This is a genomic window from Variovorax ginsengisoli, from assembly GCF_030486595.1.
Classification (GTDB): Bacteria; Pseudomonadota; Gammaproteobacteria; order Burkholderiales; family Burkholderiaceae_C; genus Variovorax; species Variovorax ginsengisoli_B.
Genome location: NZ_JAUJZH010000002.1, coordinates 102,258 through 127,553, shown reverse-complemented (window position 1 = coordinate 127,553; position 25,296 = coordinate 102,258). Strand labels below are relative to the sequence as shown.

At 63.7% G+C, this 25,296-nt stretch carries 21 protein-coding genes; 18 read left to right on the top strand and 3 right to left on the bottom strand.

Annotated features, from left to right (window positions below; genetic code table 11):
• Window positions 1-106 precede the first annotated feature (106 nt).
• From sucC to QZH52_RS03090, 16 genes are all read left to right on the top strand, one after another.
• Window positions 107-1,270 (top strand): ADP-forming succinate--CoA ligase subunit beta, encoded by a 1,164-nt coding sequence (gene sucC, locus QZH52_RS03165; RefSeq protein WP_286519718.1) that lies wholly within the window; start codon window positions 107-109, stop codon window positions 1,268-1,270.
• A gap of 10 nt (window positions 1,271-1,280) precedes the next feature.
• Window positions 1,281-2,174, top strand: coding sequence for a succinate--CoA ligase subunit alpha (sucD, locus tag QZH52_RS03160; RefSeq protein ID WP_301803638.1), 894 nt, complete (start codon window positions 1,281-1,283; stop codon window positions 2,172-2,174).
• Between the two features lie 95 nt (window positions 2,175-2,269).
• A complete protein-coding gene (locus QZH52_RS03155; RefSeq protein ID WP_301803635.1) occupies window positions 2,270-2,950 on the top strand; it encodes a TerC family protein in 681 nt (226 codons plus the stop codon).
• 29 nt (window positions 2,951-2,979) lie between these two features.
• A complete protein-coding gene (locus tag QZH52_RS03150; protein ID WP_301803632.1) occupies window positions 2,980-3,789 on the top strand; it encodes a Stp1/IreP family PP2C-type Ser/Thr phosphatase in 810 nt (269 codons plus the stop codon).
• 64 nt (window positions 3,790-3,853) lie between these two features.
• Window positions 3,854-4,510 (top strand): FHA domain-containing protein, encoded by a 657-nt coding sequence (locus tag QZH52_RS03145; protein WP_301803629.1) that lies wholly within the window; start codon window positions 3,854-3,856, stop codon window positions 4,508-4,510.
• A 45-nt stretch (window positions 4,511-4,555) separates the two neighbouring features.
• On the top strand, window positions 4,556-6,823 hold the full coding sequence (locus tag QZH52_RS03140) for a CHASE2 domain-containing protein (RefSeq protein WP_301803625.1): 2,268 nt from the start codon (window positions 4,556-4,558) through the stop codon (window positions 6,821-6,823).
• A gap of 36 nt (window positions 6,824-6,859) precedes the next feature.
• Window positions 6,860-7,672, top strand: coding sequence for an MBL fold metallo-hydrolase (locus QZH52_RS03135; RefSeq protein WP_301803619.1), 813 nt, complete (start codon window positions 6,860-6,862; stop codon window positions 7,670-7,672).
• Between the two features lie 50 nt (window positions 7,673-7,722).
• The gene (locus QZH52_RS03130; protein ID WP_301803616.1) at window positions 7,723-8,016 is read left to right on the top strand and encodes a helix-turn-helix domain-containing protein; all 294 of its coding nucleotides are present in this window, start codon (window positions 7,723-7,725) and stop codon (window positions 8,014-8,016) included.
• A 1-nt stretch (window position 8,017) separates the two neighbouring features.
• Window positions 8,018-9,292, top strand: a complete 1,275-nt coding sequence (locus QZH52_RS03125; protein ID WP_301803614.1) for a type II toxin-antitoxin system HipA family toxin — start codon at window positions 8,018-8,020, stop codon at window positions 9,290-9,292.
• 201 nt (window positions 9,293-9,493) lie between these two features.
• Window positions 9,494-9,940 carry a pilin gene (locus tag QZH52_RS03120; protein WP_301803610.1) on the top strand — a complete coding sequence of 149 codons (447 nt, stop codon included), beginning with the start codon at window positions 9,494-9,496 and terminating at the stop codon, window positions 9,938-9,940.
• Window positions 9,941-10,014: 74 nt separating this feature from the next.
• Entirely contained in the window at window positions 10,015-12,015 is a 2,001-nt protein-coding gene (locus QZH52_RS03115; RefSeq protein WP_301803607.1) for a tetratricopeptide repeat protein, read from the top strand.
• A gap of 13 nt (window positions 12,016-12,028) precedes the next feature.
• A complete protein-coding gene (locus QZH52_RS03110; protein WP_301803604.1) occupies window positions 12,029-12,982 on the top strand; it encodes a glycosyltransferase family 2 protein in 954 nt (317 codons plus the stop codon).
• Between the two features lie 182 nt (window positions 12,983-13,164).
• Window positions 13,165-14,391: a lipopolysaccharide biosynthesis protein gene (locus tag QZH52_RS03105; protein WP_301803602.1), complete on the top strand. Its 1,227-nt coding sequence runs from the start codon at window positions 13,165-13,167 to the stop codon at window positions 14,389-14,391.
• A complete protein-coding gene (locus QZH52_RS03100; protein ID WP_301803599.1) occupies window positions 14,373-15,452 on the top strand; it encodes a glycosyltransferase family 4 protein in 1,080 nt (359 codons plus the stop codon). The genes QZH52_RS03105 and QZH52_RS03100 overlap by 19 nt, the downstream gene beginning before the upstream one ends.
• Window positions 15,449-16,510, top strand: coding sequence for a glycosyltransferase family 4 protein (locus tag QZH52_RS03095; RefSeq protein WP_301803596.1), 1,062 nt, complete (start codon window positions 15,449-15,451; stop codon window positions 16,508-16,510). The genes QZH52_RS03100 and QZH52_RS03095 overlap by 4 nt, the downstream gene beginning before the upstream one ends.
• A gap of 213 nt (window positions 16,511-16,723) precedes the next feature.
• Window positions 16,724-17,470, top strand: coding sequence for a class I SAM-dependent methyltransferase (locus tag QZH52_RS03090; protein WP_301803594.1), 747 nt, complete (start codon window positions 16,724-16,726; stop codon window positions 17,468-17,470).
• Here the strand turns inward: QZH52_RS03090 and QZH52_RS03085 are convergent.
• Entirely contained in the window at window positions 17,467-18,606 is a 1,140-nt protein-coding gene (locus QZH52_RS03085) for a glycosyltransferase family 4 protein (protein WP_301803591.1), read from the bottom strand. The two genes, QZH52_RS03090 and QZH52_RS03085, sit on opposite strands and share 4 nt — an antisense overlap.
• Window positions 18,607-18,728: 122 nt before the next feature.
• Here QZH52_RS03085 and QZH52_RS03080 point away from each other — a divergent pair, with 122 nt between their 5' ends.
• Window positions 18,729-20,012 (top strand): nucleotide sugar dehydrogenase, encoded by a 1,284-nt coding sequence (locus tag QZH52_RS03080; protein ID WP_301803588.1) that lies wholly within the window; start codon window positions 18,729-18,731, stop codon window positions 20,010-20,012.
• A gap of 245 nt (window positions 20,013-20,257) precedes the next feature.
• Complete coding sequence (locus QZH52_RS03075; protein ID WP_301803587.1) at window positions 20,258-20,623, top strand: hypothetical protein; 366 nt, start codon at window positions 20,258-20,260, stop codon at window positions 20,621-20,623.
• Between the two features lie 39 nt (window positions 20,624-20,662).
• On the opposite strand, the gene QZH52_RS38595 is transcribed toward QZH52_RS03075, so the two are convergent.
• Window positions 20,663-21,274 (bottom strand): energy transducer TonB, encoded by a 612-nt coding sequence (locus tag QZH52_RS38595; RefSeq protein WP_366919264.1) that lies wholly within the window; start codon window positions 21,272-21,274, stop codon window positions 20,663-20,665.
• A gap of 142 nt (window positions 21,275-21,416) precedes the next feature.
• A complete protein-coding gene (locus QZH52_RS03070) occupies window positions 21,417-25,277 on the bottom strand; it encodes a pilus assembly protein (protein WP_301803585.1) in 3,861 nt (1,286 codons plus the stop codon).
• Window positions 25,278-25,296 lie beyond the last annotated feature (19 nt).

Here is a 25,296-nt window from a genome sequence, read left to right as displayed (position 1 = left end):
ATGATACAGTTCCCTGCTGTCCGCCGCCCCCGCCGCCAGGCGCCGTGGCCCGTGGACAGCAACCACATTCTCCCGATCTCAACCCCTCGTTCCGAGAGACACCCTCATGAAGATTCACGAGTACCAAGGCAAGGAAATTCTTGCCAAGTTCGGCGTGCCCGTACCCCGCGGCATCCCGGCGTACACAGTTCAGGAGGCGGTCGAGGCCGCCCAGAAGCTCGGCGGCCCGGTCTGGGTCGTCAAGGCCCAGATCCACGCGGGTGGTCGCGGCAAGGGCGGTGGCGTCAAGGTTGCCAAGTCGATCGAAGACGTCAAGAAGCTGGCTGGCGAGATCCTCGGCATGCAGCTCAAGACGCACCAGACCGGCCCCGAAGGCCAGAAGGTCCGTCGCCTCTACATCGAGGACGGCGCCGACATCCAGAAGGAATACTACGTCTCGGCCGTGACCGACCGCGCCACCCAGAAGGTGGCCTTCATCGCTTCGAGCGAAGGCGGCATGGACATCGAGGAAGTGGCGCACTCCACGCCCGAGAAGATCGTCACCGAGTTCATCGACCCGCTGACCGGCCTCGGCGACGCACAGGCCAAGAAGATCGCCGACGCGATCGGCATCCCGGCCGACTCCACCGCCCAAGCCGTGGACGTCTTCAAGAAGCTCTACACCTGCTACATGGAAACGGATGCCTCGCTGGTCGAGATCAATCCGCTCAACCGCGACAGCAAGGGCAACATCATGGCGCTCGACGCCAAGTTCAACTTCGACAGCAACGCGCTGTTCCGCCACCCCGAGATCGTCGCCCTGCGCGACCTCGACGAGGAAGACGCGGCCGAAGTCGAAGCCAGCAAGTTCGACCTCGCCTACATCAGCCTCGACGGCAACATCGGCTGCCTGGTGAACGGCGCCGGCCTGGCCATGGCGACCATGGACACCATCAAGCTGTTCGGCGGCGAGCCGGCCAACTTCCTCGACGTGGGCGGCGGCGCCACCCCCGAGAAGGTGACCGAGGCCTTCAAGATCATGCTGAAGAACAAGAACGTCGAGGCCATCCTGGTCAACATCTTCGGCGGCATCATGAAGTGCGACACCATCGCCACCGGCGTGATCGCGGCCTGCAAGGCGGTGAACCTGCAAGTGCCGCTGGTCGTGCGCATGAAGGGCACCAACGAAGTCGAGGGCAAGAAGCTGCTGGCCGATTCGGGCCTGCCGATCATCAGCGCCGATACGATGGCGGAAGCCGCTCAGAAGGTCGTTGCGGCCGTCGCCAAGTAAGGAACAAGTCATGTCGATCTACATCAACAAAGACACCAAGGTCATCACGCAAGGCATCACCGGCAAGACCGGCCAGTTCCACACGGAAAAGTGCCAGGAATACGCGAACGGCAAGAACTGCTTCGTGGCCGGCGTGAACCCGAAGAAGGCCGGCGAGTCGATCTTCAACATCCCCATCTACGCCTCGGTCAAGGAAGCGGCCTCGCAGACCGGCGCCACCGTGTCGGTGATCTACGTGCCGCCGGCCGGCGCCGCCGCCGCCATCTGGGAAGCGGTCGAGGCCGACCTCGACATGGCGATCTGCATCACCGAAGGCATCCCGGTCCGCGACATGCTCGAAGTGCGCAACAAGATGCGCGCCAAGGAAGCCGCCGGCGGCAAGAAGACGCTGCTGCTCGGCCCGAACTGCCCCGGCCTGATCACGCCCGACGAGATCAAGATCGGCATCATGCCCGGCCACATCCACCGCAAGGGCCGCATCGGCGTGGTCAGCCGCTCCGGCACGCTGACCTATGAAGCCGTGGCCCAACTCACCGAGATCGGCCTCGGCCAGTCGAGCGCGGTCGGCATCGGCGGCGACCCGATCAACGGCCTGAAGCACATCGACGTCATGAAGGCCTTCAACGAAGACCCCGACACCGACGCCGTCATCATGATCGGCGAAATCGGCGGCCCCGACGAAGCCGATGCGGCCCGCTGGTGCAAGGACAACATGAAGAAGCCGATCGTCGGTTTCATCGCCGGCGTCACGGCGCCTCCCGGCAAGCGCATGGGCCACGCCGGTGCGTTGATCTCCGGCGGCGCCGACACGGCGGATGCCAAGCTGGCGATCATGGAAGAAAGCGGTTTCACGGTCACGCGCAACTTCTCGGAGCTCGCGAAGCGCCTCAAGGCGCTGCTGTAAGAAGCCTCGCTTTCTCGCAAACCACACAAGAGAAAAAGCGCCCGCAACCAGGTTGCGGGCGCTTTTTCAATCAAATAACAGTGGAATAAAGAGACATGGAATTCCTTCAAACCACGGACTTCTGGATCGGTCTGCTCAAGATCGTCTGGATCAACATCATTCTCTCGGGCGACAACGCGGTCGTGATCGCGATGGCCGCCCGCTCGCTGCCGCCGCAGCAGCAGCGCACCGCCGTCCTGTTCGGCTCCGGCGCCGCCGTGGTGCTGCGGATCATCCTGACGGTGGTCGCGGCCAAGCTGCTGGCCTTGCCGTACCTGCAGATCATCGGCGGCCTGCTGCTGCTATGGATCGGCACGCAGCTGCTCAGCGGCGAAGAGGAGGGCGATGGCGAAGACAAGGAATACGGCAGCATGCTGGCCGCGGTCCGCACCATCCTGCTGGCCGACCTGGTCATGAGCCTGGACAACGTGATCGCGGTCGCCGCGGCCGCGCAGGGCAGCATGGTGCTGCTGATCCTCGGCCTGGCGATCAGCATCCCCCTGGTGATCTTCGGCAGTACCCTGATGATCAAGCTGATGGAGCGCTTCCCGATCATCGTCATGCTCGGTGCCGCCCTGATCGGCTGGGTGGCCGGCGAAACCATCGTGAGCGACACCATCCTGCACGATATGCTTACGGCCAATCCGTGGCTGCATTACGCGGCAGCCGCGGCCGGCGCGGTGTTTGTCGTCGCTGTCGGAAAATGGCTGCAGAAGCGATCCCACGCCGCAGCCTGACAAGCCGCAGTCCATCCACCTCCTGATCCATGGCGAATCCCGGCACTTCAGTTTCCAACGACCCCGGCGTCCTGAGGTGGGATTTCGCCGCGCTGACCGATCCGGGCCGGGTGCGCGCCAACAACGAGGACACCATCGCCTTCGAACCCTCGCTGGGGCTGGTGCTGCTGGCCGACGGCATGGGCGGCTACAACGGCGGCGAGGTGGCCAGCGGCATGGCGATCGCGCTGTTGCAGGCGAGTTTCGGCCGCTGGCTCGCGCATGCCGGGCCACAGGCGCATCCGAAGGCGATCAAGCGCGCCCTGCAGGCAGGCACCGACGAGGCCAACGCGGCCATCCTCGAGGCCGGCATCGCGAACGTGCAGCTCCAGGGCATGGGGACCACGCTGGTGCTGGCGGCCTTCGGCTCGCATCGCGCCATCGTCGGGCACATCGGCGATTCGCGCTGCTACCGCCTGCGCGGCGACCAGCTCGAACTGCTGACCCGCGACCATTCGCTGCTCCAGGAGCAACTCGACGCCGGGGCCATCACGCCCGAGCAGGCCGTGGTGTCGCCGCACCGCAACCTCGTCACCCGGGCGCTCGGCATCGAGCGCCACGTCGACCTCGAGATGCACGAGCACGGCGTGATGCCGGGCGACCTGTTCCTGTTGTGCTCCGACGGACTGTCCGAGATGGTGTCCAGCGCGCAGATTTTCACGATTTTGTTACAAGATATCGGCTTGCCTGAGAAAGCAACACTTTTGGTTGCAACTGCGAACGACAATGGCGGCCGGGATAACATTTCCGTTGTCCTGGCCCGGGCGGGTGGGACCCAGGCCCCTGGTGCCACTGGATAGAGAAGGTCTTCAAACTGTGCTGCCAGGGCCCTGTGAACAAAACAACGAGATCCAGGAGTCGGCCATGCCGAAATTGATCGTGTCGATCGACGGTGTCGTGATCAAGGACGTCACGCTCGCCAAGGACCGGACCACGCTGGGGCGCAGGCCCTACAACGACATCGTGGTCGACAATCTCGCGATCAGCGGCGAGCATGCCGTGCTGCACATGATCGGCGGCGATGTCTACCTGGAAGATCTCAACAGCACCAACGGCACCTACGTCAACGGCCGCGCCATCAAGAAGCAGGCGCTGGAGCAGAACGACGTCATCGAGGTGGGCAAGTACAAGATCCGTTTCCTGGCCGGCGCCGCCGCGGCGACCGAGAGCCTGCTGCCGGTCCGACCCCCCCCCCCGGCACCCTCGGGCCCGATTCCGCTCTCGTCCGCGCCCACGGTGCAGTCGCCGCTCGGCGGCGGCACGGCCGGAGCGGCCGTCATGCGGGTGCTCTCGGGCTCGGCCGCGGGGCGCGAGCTGTCGCTGCAGAAAGTCGTCACCACCATCGGCAAACCCGGCCTGGCCGTCGCCGCCGTCACGCGTCGCCTGCACGGCTACGTGGTGGCGCCGATCGACGGCGAGACCCTGCTCAACGGCGAGCCGCTCGGCAGCGAAGCCGTGGCGCTGCAGGACGGCGACGTGCTCGAGCTCGGCGGCACGCGGATGCAGTTCGTCATCAGCTGACCGCGCCCTGAAGCAGCCGCGCCGTCTTCGACCGCGGGTGGCGGGATGAACCTGCTGCGCCGGCACGGCGCGCGCATCGCCATCACGCTGCTGCCCGTGGCGCTGGCCCTGGCGCATGTGCTGGGCGCCTGGCAGCTTCCCTTCGTCGACCGGCTCGACCGCTTCATCTACGACGTGCGGCTGAGGGCCACCCTGCCGGGCACGCTTGACCCGCGGATCGTCATCGTCGACATCGACGACCCGAGCCTGCAGGCGCTCGGCCAATGGCCCTGGGGCCGTGACCAGCTCGCCCGGCTGACGACCGAGATCATGGAGCGGCAGCAGGCGCGGGTGCTGGGCTTCGACGTGCTGTTCGTCGAGCCCGATGCGAGCTCGGGCCTCGAGGCCCTGCGCCAGCTCGCGCAAGGACCGCTGCGGGAACGGGCCGGGCTGTCCCGGGAGATCGAGCAGCTCGCGCCCTCGCTCGACCGCGACGCCGCCTTCGCGAAGACGCTGGCCGGCCGCCGGGTGGCGCTCGGCTTCTACTTCACCCAGACCCAGGTCCCGCGGACCAAGGGCGCTCTGCCGGCGCCGGTCCTGCCGCCCGGCACCTTCCCCGAGGGCCGCGACTACACGACGCGCTGGAACGGCTTCGTCGGCAGCATCCCGCAGCTGGCCGAGGCGGCGCCGGCCGGCGGCTTCCTGAACGTGGTGCTCGACGGCAGCGTGGACGGCGTGATCCGGGCGGTGCCGCTGATCGCGCGCTACGACGGCGAGAACGCCCAGCCGGGGTATTACGAATCGCTGGCCCTGGTGGTGTACAGGCTGGCCGTCGGCGACACCGACCTGGCGCCGGCGTTCGCCCCGGCCGGACCGGGAAGCGCCCCGCCGCCGCTGGAGGCGCTGATGCTGTCGACCGGGGACACGCGGCTGCGCGTTCCGGTCGACGCCAGCGCCAGCGTGCTGGTTCCGTTTCGCGGCGTAGGAGGGCCGCGCGGCGGGTCCTTCCGCCATGTGTCGGCGTCCGAGGTGCTCCGCGGCGGCCTGGCCGCGGGAGAGCTGAAAGACAAGATCGTGCTCGTCGGATCGACCGCGCCGGGCTTGCAGGACCTGCGCTCGACACCGGTCGGCGCCGACTTCCCGGGTGTCGAAGTGCACGCCAACATCGTCTCTGGACTCCTGGATTCCAGGCTCCCGGCAGTTCCGGACTACGCGCTGGGCTACGAGCTCGTGATGCTGCTCGCGGCCGGACTGGCGCTGGCCTTCGGCCTCTCGCTGAGCGGCGCGGCGCGTGCGATCGGCGTGGCCCTGTCGATCTGCGTGGTGCTGATCGGCGTCAACTCATGGCTCTTCCTGCGCGCCGGGCTGGTGCTGCCGCTCGCGCTGTCGTTGCTGATGGTCGCGCTGTCTTTCGTGCTCAACATGAGCTGGGGCTATTTCATCGAGGGCCGCTCGAGCCGCGGCCTGGCCCGCCTCTTCGGCACCTTTGTGCCGCCGGAGCTGGTGGACGAGATGCGCGCCGATCCGGGCCGCTACAGCATGCGGGCCGAAAACCGCGAGCTCACCGTGATGTTCTGCGACATGCGCGGATTCACCAGGATGGCCGAGCAGATGGCGCCGGCCGAGCTTCAGGCTTTCCTGAACATCTTCTTCAGCCGCTTGAGCGAGATCATCAGCGCCCGCCGCGGCACCGTCGACAAGTACATGGGCGACTGCGTGATGGCCTTCTGGGGGGCGCCGGTCGAGACCGTCGATCATGCCGAGCTGGCCGTGCAGGCGGCCATCGAGATGGTCGCCGCGGTGCGGGAACTGAACGGCCGTCGGCGCCTGTCCGGGCTGCCCGAGGTCCAGGTCGGCATCGGCATCAACACCGGCGTGATGAGCGTCGGCGACATGGGCTCGGCCGTGCGCCGCAGCTACACGGTGGTCGGCGATGCGGTCAACCTGGCGTCGCGGATCGAGGGGCTGGGCGTGCACTACGGCGTCGAGATCATCGCCACCGAGGCCACCCGGCGCGCGGCGCCGGGCTTCACCTGGCAGGAACTCGACACGGTCCAGGTCCAGGGCAAGGCGCGGAGGGTGCGCATCTTCACGCCCATCGGGCGGTCCGGCAGCGTGAGCCCCGAAGTCCGAAAAGAGCTGCAACAGTGGGATGGAGTGCTTTCCGCCTATCGCCTGCAGGATTGGTTACAAGGACAGGCTATGCTGTCGGCCCTCGTTGCCGCGGATGCCAAAAAAGTCCTTTACCAGCTGTATGCACAACGTTTAGCCTCGATGTCGTTGCAGCCCAATGATCCCGAATGGGACGGCGCAACCCGGTTCGATTCGAAGTAGCGGCCTACGGGCTGGAAAGTCAAAAGGTCTCGCGAAATGCAGGTGCGTGTGTTGGGGTGCTCCGGCGCCATCGCCAAGGACTGCCGCACGACCTCCTTCCTGGTCGATTGCGACCTGCTGGTCGACGCCGGCACGGGCGTGGGCGACCTCACGCTCGACGAGATGGCGAAGATTGACGACGTGTTGCTGACGCATTCGCACCTCGATCATGTCGCCGCCCTGCCTTTGATGATCGATGCCATCGCCAGCCGTCGCACCCGGCCGCTGCGCGTTCATGCCTTGCGCGCCACCATCGAGGCGCTGCGCGCGCATGTATTCAACAACGTCATCTGGCCCGATTTCGCCAGCATCCCGAGCCGGGAGGCGCCGTTCGTGACCTTCCACGATCTGGTGATCGGCCAGGAACTGGAGCTGGGCACCCGGGCCTTGAAGCACATCGAGGTGCTGCCGGCGGTCCATACGGTGCCGGCCTGCGGATTCGCGGTGCGCTGCGCGCAGGGCGGGCCGCACTGGGTGTTCAGTGGCGACACCGAACGCAATGCGCCCTTCTGGACCCGCGTAAACCAGCTCGACGTCGCGATGCTGGTCATCGAGACCGCCTTCAGCAACCGCGAACAGGCATTGGCGCGGCGCAGCCTGCACCTGTCGCCGGCGACCCTGGCGGACGAACTGGCCCAGATCGCGCCTGGGCGCAGCTATCCGATCTACATCACGCACACAAAGCCGGCCGAGACGGAAGAGATCATGAGCCAGATCGACGGCATCACGCATGGCTCGCGCATGCGCGCTGGCGGCGATGCGGGGTGGGACATTCGGTGGCTGCAGGCGGATGAGGTGCTGCAGACCTAATTTGCTATTCATGCGTTGCATTTTGTCTCTGCACTGGAATAATGCAACGCATGGATAGCAAAATCGCCACGCCGATCTCTTCGTTGTCCGAGGTCGGCGCCATCATTCGCAGCGCGCGCCGCCGCAAGAAGCTCTCCCAGACCGCGTTGGGCGAGCGCGCCGGCCTGTCGCGCATGCCGGTCTACCGGCTCGAGGCCGGAAAGGACATCTCCCTGGCCTCGCTGCTCGCCATGCTCGCGCCGCTCGGCCTGGCGCTGAGCCTGGACCCGCGCGAGCCCGGGCCGCTGCGCGCGGCGGACCTGGCGAAGGCCTTCGCGCACCTGCAGGAGCCCGACGAGACCTGACATGACGGCGCTGCCCGAAAAACTGCGCGACCTGCAGTTGGCCGTTCATGGCCGGCCGCAGGCGCTGCTCGCCAAGCGGTCGATCTATTCGCTGGTCTATGAAGCGGAGGCGCAGCACCAGGTCGGCCTGGGCCTGCCGATCGCGGACCGCGTGTTCCAGGACGGCGATCTCTTTGCCGCCCTCGACATGAACCTTCCCGAGGGCTACCTGTTCGAGCGCATCCTGGCGCGCTTCGGCAAGTTCCAGGTCACCAAGATGCACCTGCTGGCCCTGATGGGCGCCGGCGCCATCGGCCGCGTTGCCTATCAGCTGCCCGGCGAAACGCCGCTGGGCGTAGGGGCCGCCGGCCTGGTCTCGCGCGACGACCTGCTCGCCGGCGGGCGCAGCGAAGCCTTGTTCGAGGAACTGGTCGACGCCTTCATGGGCCCGGGCACCGGCCTGGCCGGCGTCCAGCCCAAGATCATGGTGCCGGTGGCCGACAAGGCGGTGGTGCCCGGCCCCAACGTCATCGTCAAGGCCGAGGGGCCGCGCTACCCCGGCCTGAGCGCCAACGAATGGCTGTGCCTGGAAGCCGCGCGCCACGCCGGCCTGCCGGTGCCGCGCGCCGATCTCTCGGCCGACGGCAAGCTGCTGGTACTCGACCGCTTCGATATCCTGCCCGACGGCAGCCGCCTCGGGTTCGAGGACATCGCGGCCGTCATGCAGCTGCGTGTGCGGGAGCGCCTTTCAAGCCGCAAGTACATCGGGAGCTACGAAGACGTGGCGGCGGCCCTGCGCCTGGTGTGCAGCGAACCGGCGCCGGCCTTGCACCAGTTCTTCAAGCTGCTGGTGCTGACGGTGCTGCTGCGCAACGGCGACGCCCACCTCAAGAACTTTGCCGTGCTGTACGACGACGACCGGGTCTGGCCCAGCCCGGTGTACGACCAGGTGACCACGGTGCTCTATCCCTACGAGCGGCCGGGCGGCATCGAGACCGTCGACCACACCCTGGCGCTCAAGTGGCGGCGGGGTGGCCGCAGCGGCGACAAGTCCCCGGCCCGCAGCTACCCGAACCGGGCCGAACTCGAGGCCTTTGGGCGCGATGTCTGCGGCGTGCATCATCCGGGCGCGGTGATCGAGCACAGCTGCGAGGCGATGAGCGCTGCGCTTGCGGCACCGCATCCGGCGGTGCCGGGGGAGTTGCTGGAGCGCATGACGGCCGTGTGGGATGGGGCTCGGGCGTGGATGCGGGTGGAGCGGGCGGGGGGTGGGGCGGGGCGGGGGGCGCCGGTGTGACGAGGGTTGGCAGGGAGTGACAAAAATGTCACCCGGCGTCAGACTTCGGCAACAGTTTTCGTCACATGTTGTAACTAGAACGTGAACAACTGCACGTGAAAAGCGGCGCGCACGCGCGAAATCGGGGGTGGCACGGATGCTGCGGTTACATGTCCGCACCGGGGGCCCGCCTCGGGCTCTACAACTAACTGGAGTGAATGAATGAACCGTCGGAACATCGCACGCAACGTGCAAAAGGGCTTCACCCTGATCGAATTGATGATCGTTGTGGCGATCATCGGTATTTTGGCTGCTGTGGCGCTGCCGGCGTATCAGGACTACACAAAGCGTGCTCGCGTTTCGGAAGGTCTGGGTCTGGCTTCGGCCGCCAAGGCGGGTGTGGGTGAATATTTTGCTTCGAAGGGTGCTTGGCCCACAACCAACGCTTCTGCAGGTCTCCCGCCCGCCGCATCGATCAAGGGCAACGCTGTAACCGGCGTCGCAGTCGGCGCAGGGGGTGCGATCACGATCACCTATGGCAGTTTGGTGCAAAACAATGCGCAGATCACCCTGACTCCTTCGAGCGCGAACGCGGGCAGTGTCGGCTGGAAGTGCGCTGCGGGGGCAACCGCCATGCCCGCCAAGTACATGCCTTCGGAATGCCGCTAATCCCCGTCTAGCATCAACGAGAAAAAGGCACGTAAAGTGCCTTTTTTCTTTTGTCCCTCTGGTTGATCCGTCGCATGTTCTCCTCCCCCCCGTCCGTCCTGCCCAAAGAGGCTGCCGGCTCGAAAGCGGGCTTGGCGTGGCTCCCCTGGGTTGTCTTGCTCGCCGTGACCTTTGCCTGCTACGCGCCCGGGTTGCACGGCGGTTTCGTCTTCGACGACGATGTCAACATCCTAGGCAACGACCGCCTGCGCATCAGCAGTCTTAACTGGCGGGAGCTCTGGGCGGCGGCGTGGTCCGGAGATGCGGGCCCGCTGGGACGGCCGGTCGCGCTCCTGACCTTCGCGCTGAACTTGTATTTCGGGGGGGGGGGGCCCTACGCTTTCAAGCTCGTCAATGTACTGATTCACCTTGCTAATGTGCTGCTGATCGGTGCGACCGCCCAGGCGCTCTACGACGCATTCGTCCAGCGCCGATGGCCTAAGACGACGACGTCGACCATCGACAAATGGGCGGGCTGGATGGTTGCAGCGCTGTGGGCACTGCACCCGATCAATCTGACCAGCGTGTTGTACGTGGTCCAGCGCATGACGAGTCTGTCGGCCTTGTTCGGGCTCGTCGGGTTGCTGATCTTCGTGCGCTTTCGCGCGATGACCTGGCAACGGCAGGACGTGTCGCATCCAGTTTGGAAGGCCGTACTTGCGGGCTTCTCGATCGCCGTGCTGGTACTGCTGTCGGCCCTGACCAAGGAAAGCGGATTGCTGTTCGCGCCGCTGCTGCTGTGGATCGAATACAGCATTTTCGGCTTCATGTATCGGGGTCGCCCGCTGCATCTTCTCTCGTTCGATCTCCAGCGATTCACCACGATGCTGGTCTGCGTCGGTGCCATCTATATCGCCGTGTTCAAACTTCCGGCGATGCTCGGGCCGGGCGCATTTAACAACCGGGATTTCACGCTGACCGAGCGGGCGCTGACCGAAAGTCGCGTGCTGTTCTACTACCTGCGGATGGTTGTTTTGCCGCGGAATGCCGAACTCTCCCTTTATCACGACGATTTTGAGGTCTCAAGCTCGCTTTGGAGCCCGGTCAGCACCGCCTTGTCGGTCGCGGGGCTTGCCGTGATCTGCATATCGGCCTGGCTTTTCAGGCGCAAGGCACCCGAGTTGTGGTTTGCGCTGGGGTGGTTTCTGATCGCCCACGCGATGGAATCCACGATCTTTCCGCTCGAGCTGGTGCACGAGCATCGGAACTATTTCGCCACCTTCGGCCTGTTCTTGCTGGTCCCTTTGTACCTGCGACGTATAACGAAGCCTGAGGTGAGGCGTCTTTGTGTGGCGCTCTTCTGTGCCTATCTGGCGCTGCTCTGCTTCGTGACTGGTGTGCGCGCCTTGCAATGGTCCAATCATGTGGACTGGGCGGCGCTGGAGGCCGCCAACCATCCGGCCTCACCCCGAGCGACCTATGAACTCGCGCGTGTCTACATGGCCCTGTTGGATAGCACCGGAGAGGCGCGCTTCGGCGAACTCGCGGATGAGGCGCTGCTGCAGGCGGCCAACGGCTATTTGCCGGGTGTTCTGCCCTATCTCGCAAGAATTCACCTGGCATATTTTCGGAATCTGGACCCGGCGCCCAGCGTATTCGAGAAAGCCAAATATGCGTTCGAGCACTGGCCCTATCGCAACATCAATACCGCGGCCCTGAGATCCTTCGTGACTTGCCAGATCGATGGCAAATGCCGCTTGCCGGACGCGCAAGCCTTGGAACTGCTGGAAGCTGCGCTGAGAAATCCCCGCATCTCGAACAGGGATCGCGGCGAGGTGAACAAGCTGCTCGCCCAGTACTACATCAACAAATACAATGATTTGCCCAAGGGCACCTTGCTGATTCACAAGGCCATCGATGCCGACGATTCGGCGGCCAGCAGGCTCATGTATGCCCAAGCGCTGGCCATGCAAGGTCAATTCGGAGATGCGCTGGGCCAGCTGGACGAGGCCGAGAAGCTGGATCGCAAGCACGTTCATGGACGACAGATCGACGAAGAGCGCAAGAGCATCCGGCAGGTTGCCGCCAATCAGTGAAACAAGCCAACAAATGCTGAACCCATCCGAGACCATGTCGCGCACAGCTGCCGCAGCCAGTGGACCGAAGCCGGTAGCCTCCCGTGGAATTCCTGGGCTGCACGAGCTGAGCGTCGTGATCCCCGCGCGCAACGAGGCCGAAGGCCTTGCTCGACTGTTGCCGGAACTGCTTGCCAAGCTGCCGGGTGCTGAGATCATCGTGTCTGACGACGGGTCCACCGACCAGACGGTCGCGTTCGCTCGGGGTTTGGGCGTCCAAGTGGTGCATCGCCCTTACGGGTCCGGAAACGGGGCCGCTATCAAAGCGGGGGCACGCTCGGCGAGTCGGGAGTGGATCGTGTTCATGGATGGCGACGGGCAGCACCGCGCCGAGGACATCGAACGACTGCTTGCCAGGTTGGGCGAGGGCTACGAAATGGTGGTCGGGGCTCGCAGTGCGGGGGGGCAAGCCAGTCGCCACAGAGGTCTGGCCAACGCTTTCTACAACCGCTTGGCGACATGGATGGTCGGTCATCCGGTCAAGGATCTCACCTCGGGTTTCAGGGTCGTGCGCCGCAAGCGCTTCAAGGAATTCCTGCATTTGCTTCCCAATGGCTTTTCCTATCCGACGACCTGTACGATGGCTTTTTTCCGGGCAGGCTATTCCGTGGCGTATGAGCCTATCGATGTGCAGCAGCGCATCAAGGGAACTTCAAGCCATGTGAAGATCATGCGGGACGGTGTGCGCTTCCTGCTCATCATCTTCAAGATCGGCACTCTGTACTCGCCCTTGAAACTTTTCGCGCCGATCGCGGCCGGCTTTTTTTGTACCGGCGTGGGTTACTACCTCTACACCTTTCTGACGCAGCACCGCTTCACAAACATGAGTGTTCTGCTGTTCAGCGCTGCGGTCATTGTTTTCCTGATCGGGTTGATCTCGGAGCAGATCACGGCTTTGATGTACGGCAATCAGAATTCCGATTCTTGAACCCGAAGCGAACCTGAAAGCTCCCACTCATGCGTGCACAGGCAGCACCGTCGTGACCTCCTTGCCGATCTGCGAGGGTTGAGGATCAAAATGGACGGGTCGAGGTTGACTCAGCGATGAGACAGAGGAAGTGGATCCCTCGGTCCTATCTCGTCGTTCTATTCGGCCTGGCTTGCAGGGCGGTGCTGCAAGCTGCGCTCACAGTGGTGGCGGCGCGCGTCCTCGGCCGGCTTGACTTCGGCGCAAGCGTCGCCATCGCGGGGGTGGCTGGATTCTTTGCGACGTGGGCTGGCCTAGGCGCTCCTGCCCTGCATTTGAGAGACTGCGCCATCGAGCCCTATCGCTGGCGATCCAGTTTCGCTCGAATGCATCGCCGGATCGCTCTTTCGCTGCTGCCACTGATTGCGGTGGCAGTTCTTGCTGCGTGGTTCACAATCAATGAACGGATTTCGCCGTTGACAGTCGTGTTGCTGGTTTCAGGGGAGTTGCTCGGGGCTCCCACAGCCGACTTGATCGCGCGTTCCTTTCAAGGGCGCTCGCGGTACGCGGCCATGGCCGGCGCGGTCTGCGCACTGCCTTCGCTGCGCCTCACGATGCTCGGGGGAACTGTGCTTCTCACTAAAAGTCCGGTCACCTTGACACATTGGGCATACGTGGTCTTTGCAAGCGGATTGATCCTTGCCGCTTGTGGGTTCGTTCTGTCCTTCCGATCAAGGAGAAGCAAGAAGGACGATGGGGCGGCGTCTGCGAAGCACGCTTCAGGCGTGGCTTTTGCTGCCGCGGCGGCCGCAAGCAGAGTCCACTCAGATGTAGACAAGGTCATCCTTGCGAGGATGTCGTCGATGGGTATTGCAGGCGAGTACTCGCTTGCTTATCGAATCGTCGACGTCTTGCTGCTGCCGATTGTCTCGTTGATCGAGTGGAGCACGCGAGCGATGTTTGAGCATGGTCAATCAGGCGCCGTTCATGCTGTTCGTGTGCTTTGGGCCCGCTGGCTCGGAGTGATCGCGCTGTCCCTGCTTGCCAGTGTTGCGATGCTTGGAGTTGCGCCTTTCCTTCCGTGGATATTCGGACCGCAGTTCGAGGGTGTCAAAGAGATTGCGAGATGGCTGTGCCTTTTGCCTCTGACTTCGGCGTGCTGGATCACCGTTAGAAGCATCGCCGCCACCACAGGTCGCGAACGCCAGGCAGCAGCCGTCGAAAGCGGCGGGGCGATTCTGAGCGTTGCACTTTGCATTGCATTGGTTGCACTGATCGACTGGCGGGGCGCCGTGGTAGCGACCTGTGCAACGCATATCGCCATGACGATGGTGATGCTCGTCGTCATCACGCGGACTTCCGTCGGCTCCGCCGGGGCTGAAGTCGCAGGTGCAGATCATGAACCTCAGCCATGGCGACCACAGACATGAGAATTGGCGTTGACGCTCGCTCCCTCGATGGCAAGCTTACCGGCATTGGCCGCTACATCTTCGAGATTCTGCATTGCATGCCTCAGCAGCTCCCGGATGCGGAATGGGTCCTCTACTCGCGACGTCCGCTGGAAGTTCCACTTCCATCGAGGCGTTGGCTGCTGAAGTCCGACCCTTACGCGATCGGGCGCCGGATTCCCAGTTCGCTCTGGGTCAAAGCGCGACTCGGGGCGCTGATTCGGCATGATTCGCTCGACGTCTTCTGGGCCGCGTCGACGCTCGCGCCGCATGCTCGCATCCCATATGTGTCGACCGTGTACGACCTCAACCATCAAATCGTTCCGGAGACGATGACGCCGGTAAACCGATTTGCACATATGAGGTGGTTGGCCAAGGATGTGATGCGGGCGAACCAAGTGGTGAGCATCTCCAGTGGAACCGCCATGCGACTTGAGAAAGCGATCGGACGGGCGTCTGATGGCATCGCTCGTCCGGGGTCCCAATGGGCTCGAATGGGCACGCCCGAAGGGCTGGCCCCGGTCAGCGAACCTTACGTATTGTCAGTCGCCACGCGAGAGCCGAGAAAGAACTTAGCCAATCTGATCGAGGCCTTCGCAATGCTCAAGGCGCAGGGCAAATTGCCCCGACAGGTTCTGGTGTTGGCAGGGGCGGCTGGCTGGGGAGTGAACTCCAACACCCAAGCCACACGACCTGAGTGGCTGCGCGAACTTGGGTACGTTCCAGATGAGCGAATGTCGGCGTTGTTCGCTCATGCTGACGTGCTCGCGCAGCCGTCCATATATGAAGGCTTCGGGATGCCCGCCGCAGAGGCCGCCGCGCTCGGAACCCGGGTGGTTGCCACGGATATTCCCGAACTGCGAGAAGCGGCTGGCCCCTCGGGAGTGTTCGTCGGCACGAGTGCTTCGGAGATCGCCGAGGGTCTGTTGAAGGCGCTGGATATGGCGCCCCCGCCACCTCACCAGGCGACCAGCTGGAACGATGCCGCTGTGGTGACGGCAAGAGCGTTGCAACGTGCTGCGGCGTCCCGGAGGAAAACATGAAAATCTGGTTGCCATGCATTCGATCCGACAGTGGAAGCGATGTCTTTGTCGAGCGTTTGGCCGACCTGCTTTCGACCGCTGGTTGCAAGGTCGAAGTCTCCTGGTTCAGACTGAAGCATGAATTCATGCCTTGGCGGCTCCGGAACGTGCAACCTCCTGAGGGCACAGACCTGATTCACGCCAATAGCTGGAGCGCTTTCGCCTTTGGAGGGCATGGTGTGCCTCTTGTGGTCACGGCACACCACTGCGTGAGAAGGACAGGATACCCAAGCTGGAAGGGGCCGCTGCAGGCGCTATACCACAACTACTGGATCGGCTCATTCGAGAAGAGGTCGTTCGCATGCGCAGACGCTATCACCGGAGTTTCGGATTCCGCCGTTGCTGAAATTGACAGGGAATTTCAACTAGGAGGTCGAATTCGCGTCATTGAGAACTGGCTTGATACAGAGCAGTATTGCCCTTTGCCGGTTTCGACTAGCGCTTCGCGTCGTGTGCTCTGGGTGGGCAATATGTCTTCTCGCAAAGGGGCGGACCTCTTGCAGGCGCTGCACCAGCGACTTGATCCATCAGTCGAACTGCACATCGTTGCAGGCCGACGGGCTCAATCTTCGGGACTTGAGCGGTTGGGCAGAAACGTCAAAGTCTGGCCCAGACTCTCGGAGGCCGAACTAGTCAGGCTCTATCAAGAGAGTGCCGTCACTGTCTGCCTGAGTCGACACGAGGGCTTTGGCTACACGGCGCTCGAAGCAATGGCTTGCGGCCGGCCCGTCGTCGCATTCGACGTAACAGGCATTCGAGATGTAGTGAAGCACAACGTGACCGGGCAGCTTTGTACCGTTGAAGATGTGCAATCTGTCGCGGATGCTTGCATGCGGCTTGTGGAGCGCCCCGACGTAGCTATCACGATGGGGCAGGCGGGGCGCCAGCGTGCCGTCGAACGTTTCGGACCGGTCACTGCTGCCAACGCCTATCTGGATCTGTATCAGCGAGTGCTGCAAGCAAAGGAGACAGGACGCCGAGTGACGTCGGTGACGACGACTGTCGCGGACCCGATGTAGGTGGCATAAAGAAACCGACCATGCCGAAACCCCCGAGTCGTTGGGCCAAAGTTGAACGGGGAATACGTGAAGGTTCGCGATTCTGTAGGCGACTGGCAGTCATGAGCCCGCTAGGCGCGTTTGCAGCCAAACGTCGTGTCAGGATATATCTCAGTGCTTGAGTCGAGGGCGTCACGCGGAGGCGCGAAGTCTTCTAATTGATGCAGCGGAAGCTTGACCCCAATCCAAGAGGCAAAAATAGAAATGCAAGAGAAGAATGCGGAGATCGAGAACATTCGAACGTTCTACAACACGGTCTACTACAAGGATGTGAGCCGGGACGAATCCTCGTCACCGCACTACGAAAGACTTGCTGTGCGCATCGGCATCGCCTCGAACGACCGCGTTCTGGATGTCGCTTGCGGTCTGGGTCTTTGGCTCTCGGTCTGCAGCAAGCATGGGGCGAAACCGTCGGGCATCGACCTGTCAGAGCGCGCGATCGGTGCATGCAGGCAGGCCATGCCCGAGGGCACCTTCTTCGCGCAGCCCGCCGAGAAGCTGCCCTTCGAGGACGCGTCCTTTGACGTGGTGACGTGTCTGGGATCGCTCGAGCATTTCGTTGACCAGGAAGCCGCGATTAAGGAGATGGTCCGCGTCGGAAAGCCGAATGCCAGGTTCGTGATTCTGGTCCCCAATGACGACTTTCTGACACGTCGCCTCGGCTTCTACGGTGGAACGCATCAGGTCGCCGCGAAGGAAGTGATGCACAGCTTGAGCAATTGGGCGGCGCTGTTCGAACGCTGCGGCCTTCATGTCGAGCGTCGGTGGCGCGACCTGCACGTGCTGTCGTGGTCATGGATTTCTTCTAGAGGTTGGCGCCATGTGCCCATTCGCGCCGCGCAAGCGGCCGCCCTCGCGATCTGGCCGCTCGAATGGCAGTATCAGGTCTACCATCTTTGCACGGCCAAGGCGCCCCGCTAGGGCACGAGCTTTTCTTCGTTCACCCATGGCGAGGATGCACGGTCTTCGATAGGAACATCCAGCCCGATGGCAGCAGCCAGCTGCCTTCCGATTCGATCCCACGCAAAGCGGCGCGCAAAGGCCTTGGTGTCCTCTGACGACAGCGGATGATCGAGCAGTGCGATGGTCGCCGCGGCGAAGGCCGGGGAGTCTCCCGGTTCAATCAGACGGCCCGACCGATCCTCGGCCACCGCATCCGGCACGCCGCCCACCCGGTAAGCGACGGTGGCGACGCCGCGTGCAGCCGCCTCGATGGCGACCATGCCGAAGCCCTCCGGGTCGTTGGGCCGCAGTTGGACGGGGAAGACATGCAGGTTCGCGATCCTGTAGACCATCGACAGTTCATCGTCGGTGATCTTGCCGAGGAAGCGGATGTTCACCCCCACGCGCGCCTCGCGCGCGACGGCCTGGATGCTTTCGACGCTCTGGCTTGCCGCGGCCAGGGCGTGAACCGGTGCGTCGCCGACGATGACGAGGGTGCACTGCGGCACGTGCGCGACGATGCCCGGCAGCACGTCCCGCACGAATTCCAGAATGCCTTTTCTCGGCGTCAGTCGGCCCACGGAGATGAGCAGCTTCCCAGGTCCGAGATCGTGCTTGCGCCTGAACTCCGCCAGATCCTGCAGGTCGCCCGGTTCCGAGATGGCGGGCAACTCGACGCCGGGATGGACGATCCGGATCCGGTCGCCCCGAACACCCGCGCGGAGGGCCAGTTCGCGCGTCGCCGAACTGTTGACGATGACCGTGTCCGCCCGCGCGATCAAAGGCAGCCACACGTGCCTGTAGACCGCATGGTCGACCGTCAGGTCGAGCCCGTGTGCATATACAACCGCCCTGGCGCCGCAGAGCTTGGCCACGATCACGGCGATGGGGGCTGTCAGGCCGCTGCCGGCCATGATGATGTCGGGGCGCCAGCGCCGCGCGATCCGCAAACACCTGAAGAAGGCCTGGAGCAGGAACGGCCCCATCTTCACGCTGGTGGCCTCGTCGATCGCGACCCCTTCCGGAGCCAGCGACGCGCTTCCTTTCGGCCCAAGCACACGCACCTGCGCGTAGCGCGAAAGCTCTTGCGCGATGTGCCAATTGAGCCGCTCCATGCCGCCGACCAGTGGCGGCAGATTGCGTGTAACAAGGAGAATCCGCGGTGTACGATTCGCCACTGTCAAAGGTTCATTGCCAGGGTGTTTCATCAAACGGGTAATTCCCAAGGAGTATTGATTTGAAGCAGGCCAATGTGCGCGCTGTGGGCGTGATCGGGTTGGGCTATGTCGGGCTGCCCCTCGCGCTGCGCTTTGCCGAAACCGGCATCCGCGTCTTGGGCTTTGACGTCGACGAGTCGAAGATTCGTGCCATCGGCGAAGGCCGAAGCTACATCAAGCACATTGGCGACGCGGCGGTGCAGCATGGATGCAGTCTGGGGTTCTCAGCGACCGCTGACTTCTCTCGTGCGAGCGAAGTCGACGCGCTGATCATATGTGTTCCGACACCGCTCAACGCACATCGTGAACCCGATATGCGCTTCGTGATCGGCACTACGGAAGCGCTGGTGCCCCATCTTCGGGCTGGCCAATTGATCTCGCTCGAAAGCACGACGTACCCCGGCACCACGGAAGAGGAACTGCGGCCGCGCATCGAATCGCGCGGCTTCAAGGTCGGGGAGGACATCTTTCTCGTCTTCTCGCCCGAGCGCGAAGACCCGGGCAATCCACATTTCAGGACCCAGACCATCCCCAAGGTCATTGGCGGTTCCACACCGGCATGCTTGGCTGCCGGCGTGGCGCTCTACAGCCGCGTGATCGACAAGGTCGTCCCCGTGAGCTCCACGCGAGCCGCGGAAATGACAAAGCTGCTCGAGAACATTCATCGTGCGGTGAATATCGGACTCGTCAACGAAATGAAGATCATCGCCGATCGCATGGGCATCGACATCTACGAGGTCATCCGCGCCGCTGCAACCAAGCCCTTCGGCTTCGTCCCCTACTACCCAGGCCCGGGCCTCGGTGGCCATTGCATCCCGATCGACCCTTTCTACCTGAGCTGGAAGGCGCGAGAGTACGGCGTCAACACCCGCTTCATCGAACTCGCGGGCCAGGTCAACAGCGACATGCCGCAGTGGGTGGTCCAGAAGGTGAATGACGCGCTCAACGAACGCGAACGCGCCGTGAAGGGCAGCCGCATCCTGGTCCTCGGCATCGCCTACAAGAAGAACGTCGACGACATGCGCGAGTCGCCGGCCGTCGTGCTCATGGAATTGCTCGAGGCACGCGGTGCGATCGTGGCTTACGCGGACCCGTGGGTGCCCGTGTTCCCGACCATGCGCGAGCATCACTTCGACCTCGCGAGCGTTGACCTCACGCCCGAGTCCGTGGCCTCCTTCGACGTGGTGTTGGTGGCAACGAATCATGATGTGTTCGACTACCCGATGATCCAGGCGAACGCCAAGCTGATCGTCGATACGCGGGGTGTCTATCTGGAGCGGGCGTCCAACGTCGTGCGCGCCTGAGCCCGCTGCATCGGCCAAGCCTCGTCGCTGTACTGCGGCCGTCACGTCAAAAAGAGGCGTGATCGGGATTGGCGTCCCAAAGCACCGCTGCGACATAAGCCGCAGTCTTTACCGCAGAGGGTCTGCGGCTTTGTCGTTCGTGCCTCCATTTTTTGGCGGCTCGGACGGGGAGCCGCAAGGCTCGCCGGTTCGCGCAAGCGGTGCCCTGTACGCCAACCTGTTCGAGTCGCCGCCACCAATTGGCGTTGGGGGCGGCGGTTGTAGCAAACCGCACCGCTTGGAGGCCATCATGGCAAAACCCTCTCGCGCACCCGCGCACTTTCCCCGCCACGCCCGCCCAAAGCCGCTCCATCGACATCGGCGACCGATTGGGCGACCTGAAAGACGTGTACCGTGCCAGCGTCTGCATCGAGCGTTTCATCCGCCCCTTTCACCTGTGCGAGCATGACGAATTCAGCGCCACGCCGACCGAACTGGGCGCCCTCGTGGCGGCGGTCAATGCGGAGTTCGAGCGCCGGATGCAAGACGTCGATGCCGCCTGCGAATCGCTGCAAAAGGTCCTGCGAAAGGCGGCGCGCAAGGCACTGAAAGCAAAGTCGAATGCGCGATAGATCTTGGCGCAACCAGTCGGTAGTGTTCGCGTCTCACATCTACGGAGTCGCCAGCGATGCCCCGTCGAACACAACCTCCACTCGTATCCTGGATTTCACTGCTTGCCCATCCCGTTCACCGGGAGAGAACCGAACCCCCATGAATGCTTCCCGTGCGGCCTGCTCGAAGGGTTCGGGCATCAGGGGCTCGTGGGCTTCGACCCGTCGTACGCGACCTTCTGCGTCAATGAAAAGCGAAAGCACGCCGGTGCGTCGAGTGGCATCGTCTTGCCCCAGCGGCGGAAGCAGGATGGCGGGCGTCTGTGCGACTGGCGCGACGGTCAGTTGCGACCGGGGCAGGTATTCATCCCGAATGCTGTTCAGCGGGGCGGCAGCGGAATCCTTGGATGTGGCCGGCGCCTCCAGTCGTGGCTGCGCAGAAGCGGTGGGCTCTGCTGACCAAGGTTCGGAATTCCTGCTCACACGGCGCGAAGCGGGCTCTGAGTTGGGCCCGGCCGATGAGTCGGCTGGGGTCGTCGCCGCCCTGGGTGCCGCATCGGCCTGTTCGGCTGCGAGGGCGAGCCGATCCTCTGCGCGGCCTTGAATCAGGCGGGCGCGCAATGGTTCGGGAGCCGCGACGCGCGTTGGAGACGGCTGGCCTGCGCGGTGCATGGGCACTCGAAGCGACAACGCGAAGAGGTGAATCGCCAGGGAAACGCCTACGCACAGCAGCAGCGCGTCCCGCATGTCGGTCCGCCTTCTGAGCGAAAGATCCTGCCCCTCCGTGGGCAGGACCGTAGCGCTGGCAAGCATCTCAATCCATCAATTCACGCCAGGAGGTGCGACGCGCACTCCCGAGACCCGAGGTGGATCCGGAGATCTCCTTCTGCGTGATCGTGCCGTCCGTGTTCTGCACGAGATTGCGGATATTGCCGCGGGCGTCTCGCACCAAGGTCTGGCCGGCGATGAGCGATGTGGCGCTCCATTGCTCTCCTACAGAATTGGTGTTGACAACACCACCGTTGGCCGCGTCCAGGCTGTAGAACCACGACGACCCGCCCGACGTACAGGCATCTCCGCTCGGAATGGCCGTACCGACCATGAGCGTGTCCGAGAGCAACGCCATGTTGGTCGTCACGCGTTCGCGCGAATGCTTGAAGTCCACCCACCAACCGGCCTTCGTTGTCCAATCGACCGGCAGGTCCGTAATGCTTGCGGTCGAGCCGCTGAGCGTGATCGTCTGCTGCACGAAATTGGTCGTATCGGCTCGCACGTCACCCCAGCCCGTCGCGGTCATTGGATCTTTGACGGCGTAGATGCTCTGCTGGCTCGTGTTGTCGATGTCGGTGACGCCCAGATACCGCCCCGTACCGACGATGATCACCGGCTTGTTGGAGATCTCCACCAATTCCGGCTTGGTCGTGATCGGCTGGGGCGTGGAGGCGTCGATCTGGAACTTCGCCAGTCGAACAGCCGCCTGGTGGGGCAACACCATGTTGTCGATGTCGAAGCGCCACAGATTGCCTTCCAGGTCGCCGCCATAGATGCGCTCGATGGTGTTGTTCGTGCGGCCCGTGACCCACGCGTTGATCTTGGTCAACCCGCTCGGGCTTGCACTGGTGCCGACTCCGGTGGCCATATCGAGCAGGACCTCACCGCTGTTGGCATTCAGCACATACAGATGGCCCTGGCCATCGCCGCCGGAGTTGTTGTAGCCCGAGGCGAATGCGACCACCCAAGTTCCATCGGCGCGCTTGCCGATCACCGGATTTCCGTAGGTCAGACCCAGATTGGCGTTGGTGAACTCCCAAAGCAGCACAGGCCGGTTGGGAACCGTGATGTCCAGCGCATAGTAGGAGCCGCCGCCGCCGCCAAGGCCGCCGACCATGATGGTCTTCCAGGTGCTGCCGACCTTGATGTCCGCCATGATGGGCGGCCCGTCGACGAAGTACTGGTGGTTGACGGAGTAGTTCTTGTCGGCGAGCTTATACAGCTTGGGCATCACGGCCGTCGGGACGAAGGCCCAGAGTTCCTGGCCCCCAGTGCCATCCGTGGCTGCCGAGATTGCATGGAGCATGCCGTCGTTTGCCGCGACGTACACGACTGGCGACCGGTTGGCGTTGGTCGTCACGAAGTCCGCGTAGCCGGCGTCCGCATAGGTGAATGGCGGCTTGCCGACCCGTACGGGAGCGCCATTGATCACGTCGCCCAGCACATGGGCGCGGCCGCGATAGAGCTTCGCGATGGTCGAGGTCGTGTCGTAGGTCTTCTCGCCGCGCAGATAGTTGACCAGGTTCGTGCCCGAATTGGCCAGCGTGACTTCAGCCGCGGCGGTCACGTCGGTGCACATCCCGGGCTTGGAGCAGAAGCCGCTGAAATAGGTCTTCTGGTCAGCGCTGAGGTTGTCGTAAGTGAACGCCTGGAGCCCGCCGGTCCCATTGAAATAGATCGTGCGACCCGATGGGGTGGCTGCGTCAAGTTTTTGCTGAGCGGACCAGGTATACGTCGATGCGATGACCCCTGAGGTGCCGTTGAAGGCGTAGGCCTGCAGGTCTCCGGTCCACTCCCGCGTGGTGTAGCTGGCCCGATAGATCTGGTTGTCATCACCCGACACCAGATCGACCGAACTCGTCGCCGCCGCGGCCGATGCGCCCGTCACGGGTGTCAGCGACTCCACCACGCCGCTGATGGCCGCCGAGAGGTCGCTGGCGTTCAACGCCGAGTAGTAGCGGCCGCGCCCGTTCACGGCGGCGTGCCACAGATCGTCGACGTTGGTGGCGTCGCCGCCGCTGCCGGTGGAGTTGTAGCCTTCGGGTTGCGGCCAGTTGGCGGCGCCGCTCTTGATGTCGGCGAAGGCACCCACGGTCTGGGTCAAGTAGTTCCGGTCGTACTGGATCGTGCCGCTGACACCCAGACCGATCGTGTAGGTGTTCATGTGCTGCCAGTTGGCCGGATCGCTGTCGGTCGAAGGCACCGTGTTGACGCAGACGTTCTCGCCATTGCTGGCCGTGCAATTGCCCAGCGTGCTGGTGCGAAGGTCGGTCGCGTAGTAGTACTGGGCGACGTCGGCGAGCGTGTTGGGCGTGCCGCCGGGGGTCGTTGTGGTCGTGACGGGGGCGCTGGTGGTGTAAGCGCCTATCGTGAGCGTAGAGTAGGTCGTCGCATTCACGGTATTGCCGAAGTTCGGGACGGTGTCCGTGGTCACAGCTTTTCCGTCTCCTGCGTTTCTCTGGCAGGCTGTTGTTACTACAGGGGTCGACCACGCGCCGATCACTGCCGTGGGGCCTGTCGTCGTCGTCGGCGGAACGTTGATCCAGTTCGAGGTGGTGACGCTCCCGTCGGTCGGCCCGGAGGTGAGAACACCGTCCGTCATGATGGTGGTCGTCGTATAGGTCGCCGTCCCGGTTTGAGGCGTCGTGGCCGTCGAGGTCTCCGTGTCACTGCGTGTTTGCGTCTCGGTTCGGACCAAATAGCGGTTGTTGTTGCACGAGCCGGTGCCGGCGGTGGAAGCGACCGTCACGGTTTCGCGTGTGGCCGTGCGTGACTTTGTGGTTGTAACGGTCGAATTCCGCGTGGCCGACGCGGTATGCGTCACCACGGTGGTGTCGACGACCGCGCTTCCATCGCGCATGGGCCGGGCCTCGGCACCGTCCTGCTGGCCGACGTTGTTGCCCGCCAGGTCGACGCCGTAGCTGCTGTTCCAGTAGCCGTCGGTCGAGAGCAGGGCGAAGTTTCGCTGGCAAGAGTACTGGACCGGGTCGTAGGCCTGGCCCGATACCTTGTTGGCGAAGTAACGCCCGGCTTTCGAAAGCGCCTTGCGCAGCGGCGTATTTCCGCTGGGCGTCGCACCATAGAGGCTGCCGTAGAAGTCGATCTTCTGCTGCGTGTTGAAATCCTTCACGTCCCGGAAGTCGTCGCCGTTCGTCACCGTGTCCTTGTTGATCCTGGAAAAGCCGACCCGGTAGCTCGCGTCCAGCTTCGAAATGGCGCGTCCCATCGACGTGCGCATCAGCAAGTAGCGCTTGCGGTAGTAGGAGTACCAGTTGGCGTATTTCTGGGCCTCGGCCGAAGTGCTCGTCACCGTGACCGGCTCGAACAGCGCGTTGGCCGCGGTGGAGCTGGTGGTGCTGGTCTTGCACTCCTGCAGGAAGGTGTTGTTGACGGGGCCGGCGCTGGTGTACACCCAACCCATCCGGGGCTGGGTCCCCTTGTAGTTGTAATAGACGCTGTTCGAAAGATCGGTCGGCGGCGACCCCACGACATAGCCGTCGAAAGGCGCGGCGGTGAACGAGGCATTGGCATAGGTGGTGACGCCATCCGCCATGAGGGGAGGCGGGTACTCGAGTGTCGGGTCGAACGCCAGCCCGTTGCACTGTGCCGAGCGATAGCCGCGCCAGGTGGAGTTGGGGCTATCACTGGATCCGGTCGCTCCGAGATCATCGGGCATGTAGCTCAGGTTCATGGAGCCCGAGTCGTCCAGGATGAACAGCAGGTTGGGCTTCGCCGAGACGCTGGGACGGGTGGCGAGAGGTTGATTCGAGATGTCGGTGTCCGCCTTCGCCGTCGACAGCGGCACCGCGATGATCATTGCCGCGATGATCGGCAGCAGAGAGAGGACGCGGGCAACGAGGCCTTCGCCTCGTCGCGAGCGGGATCGAATGGGTGGCATGTTCATGGGAAGATTCCTCGTCCAG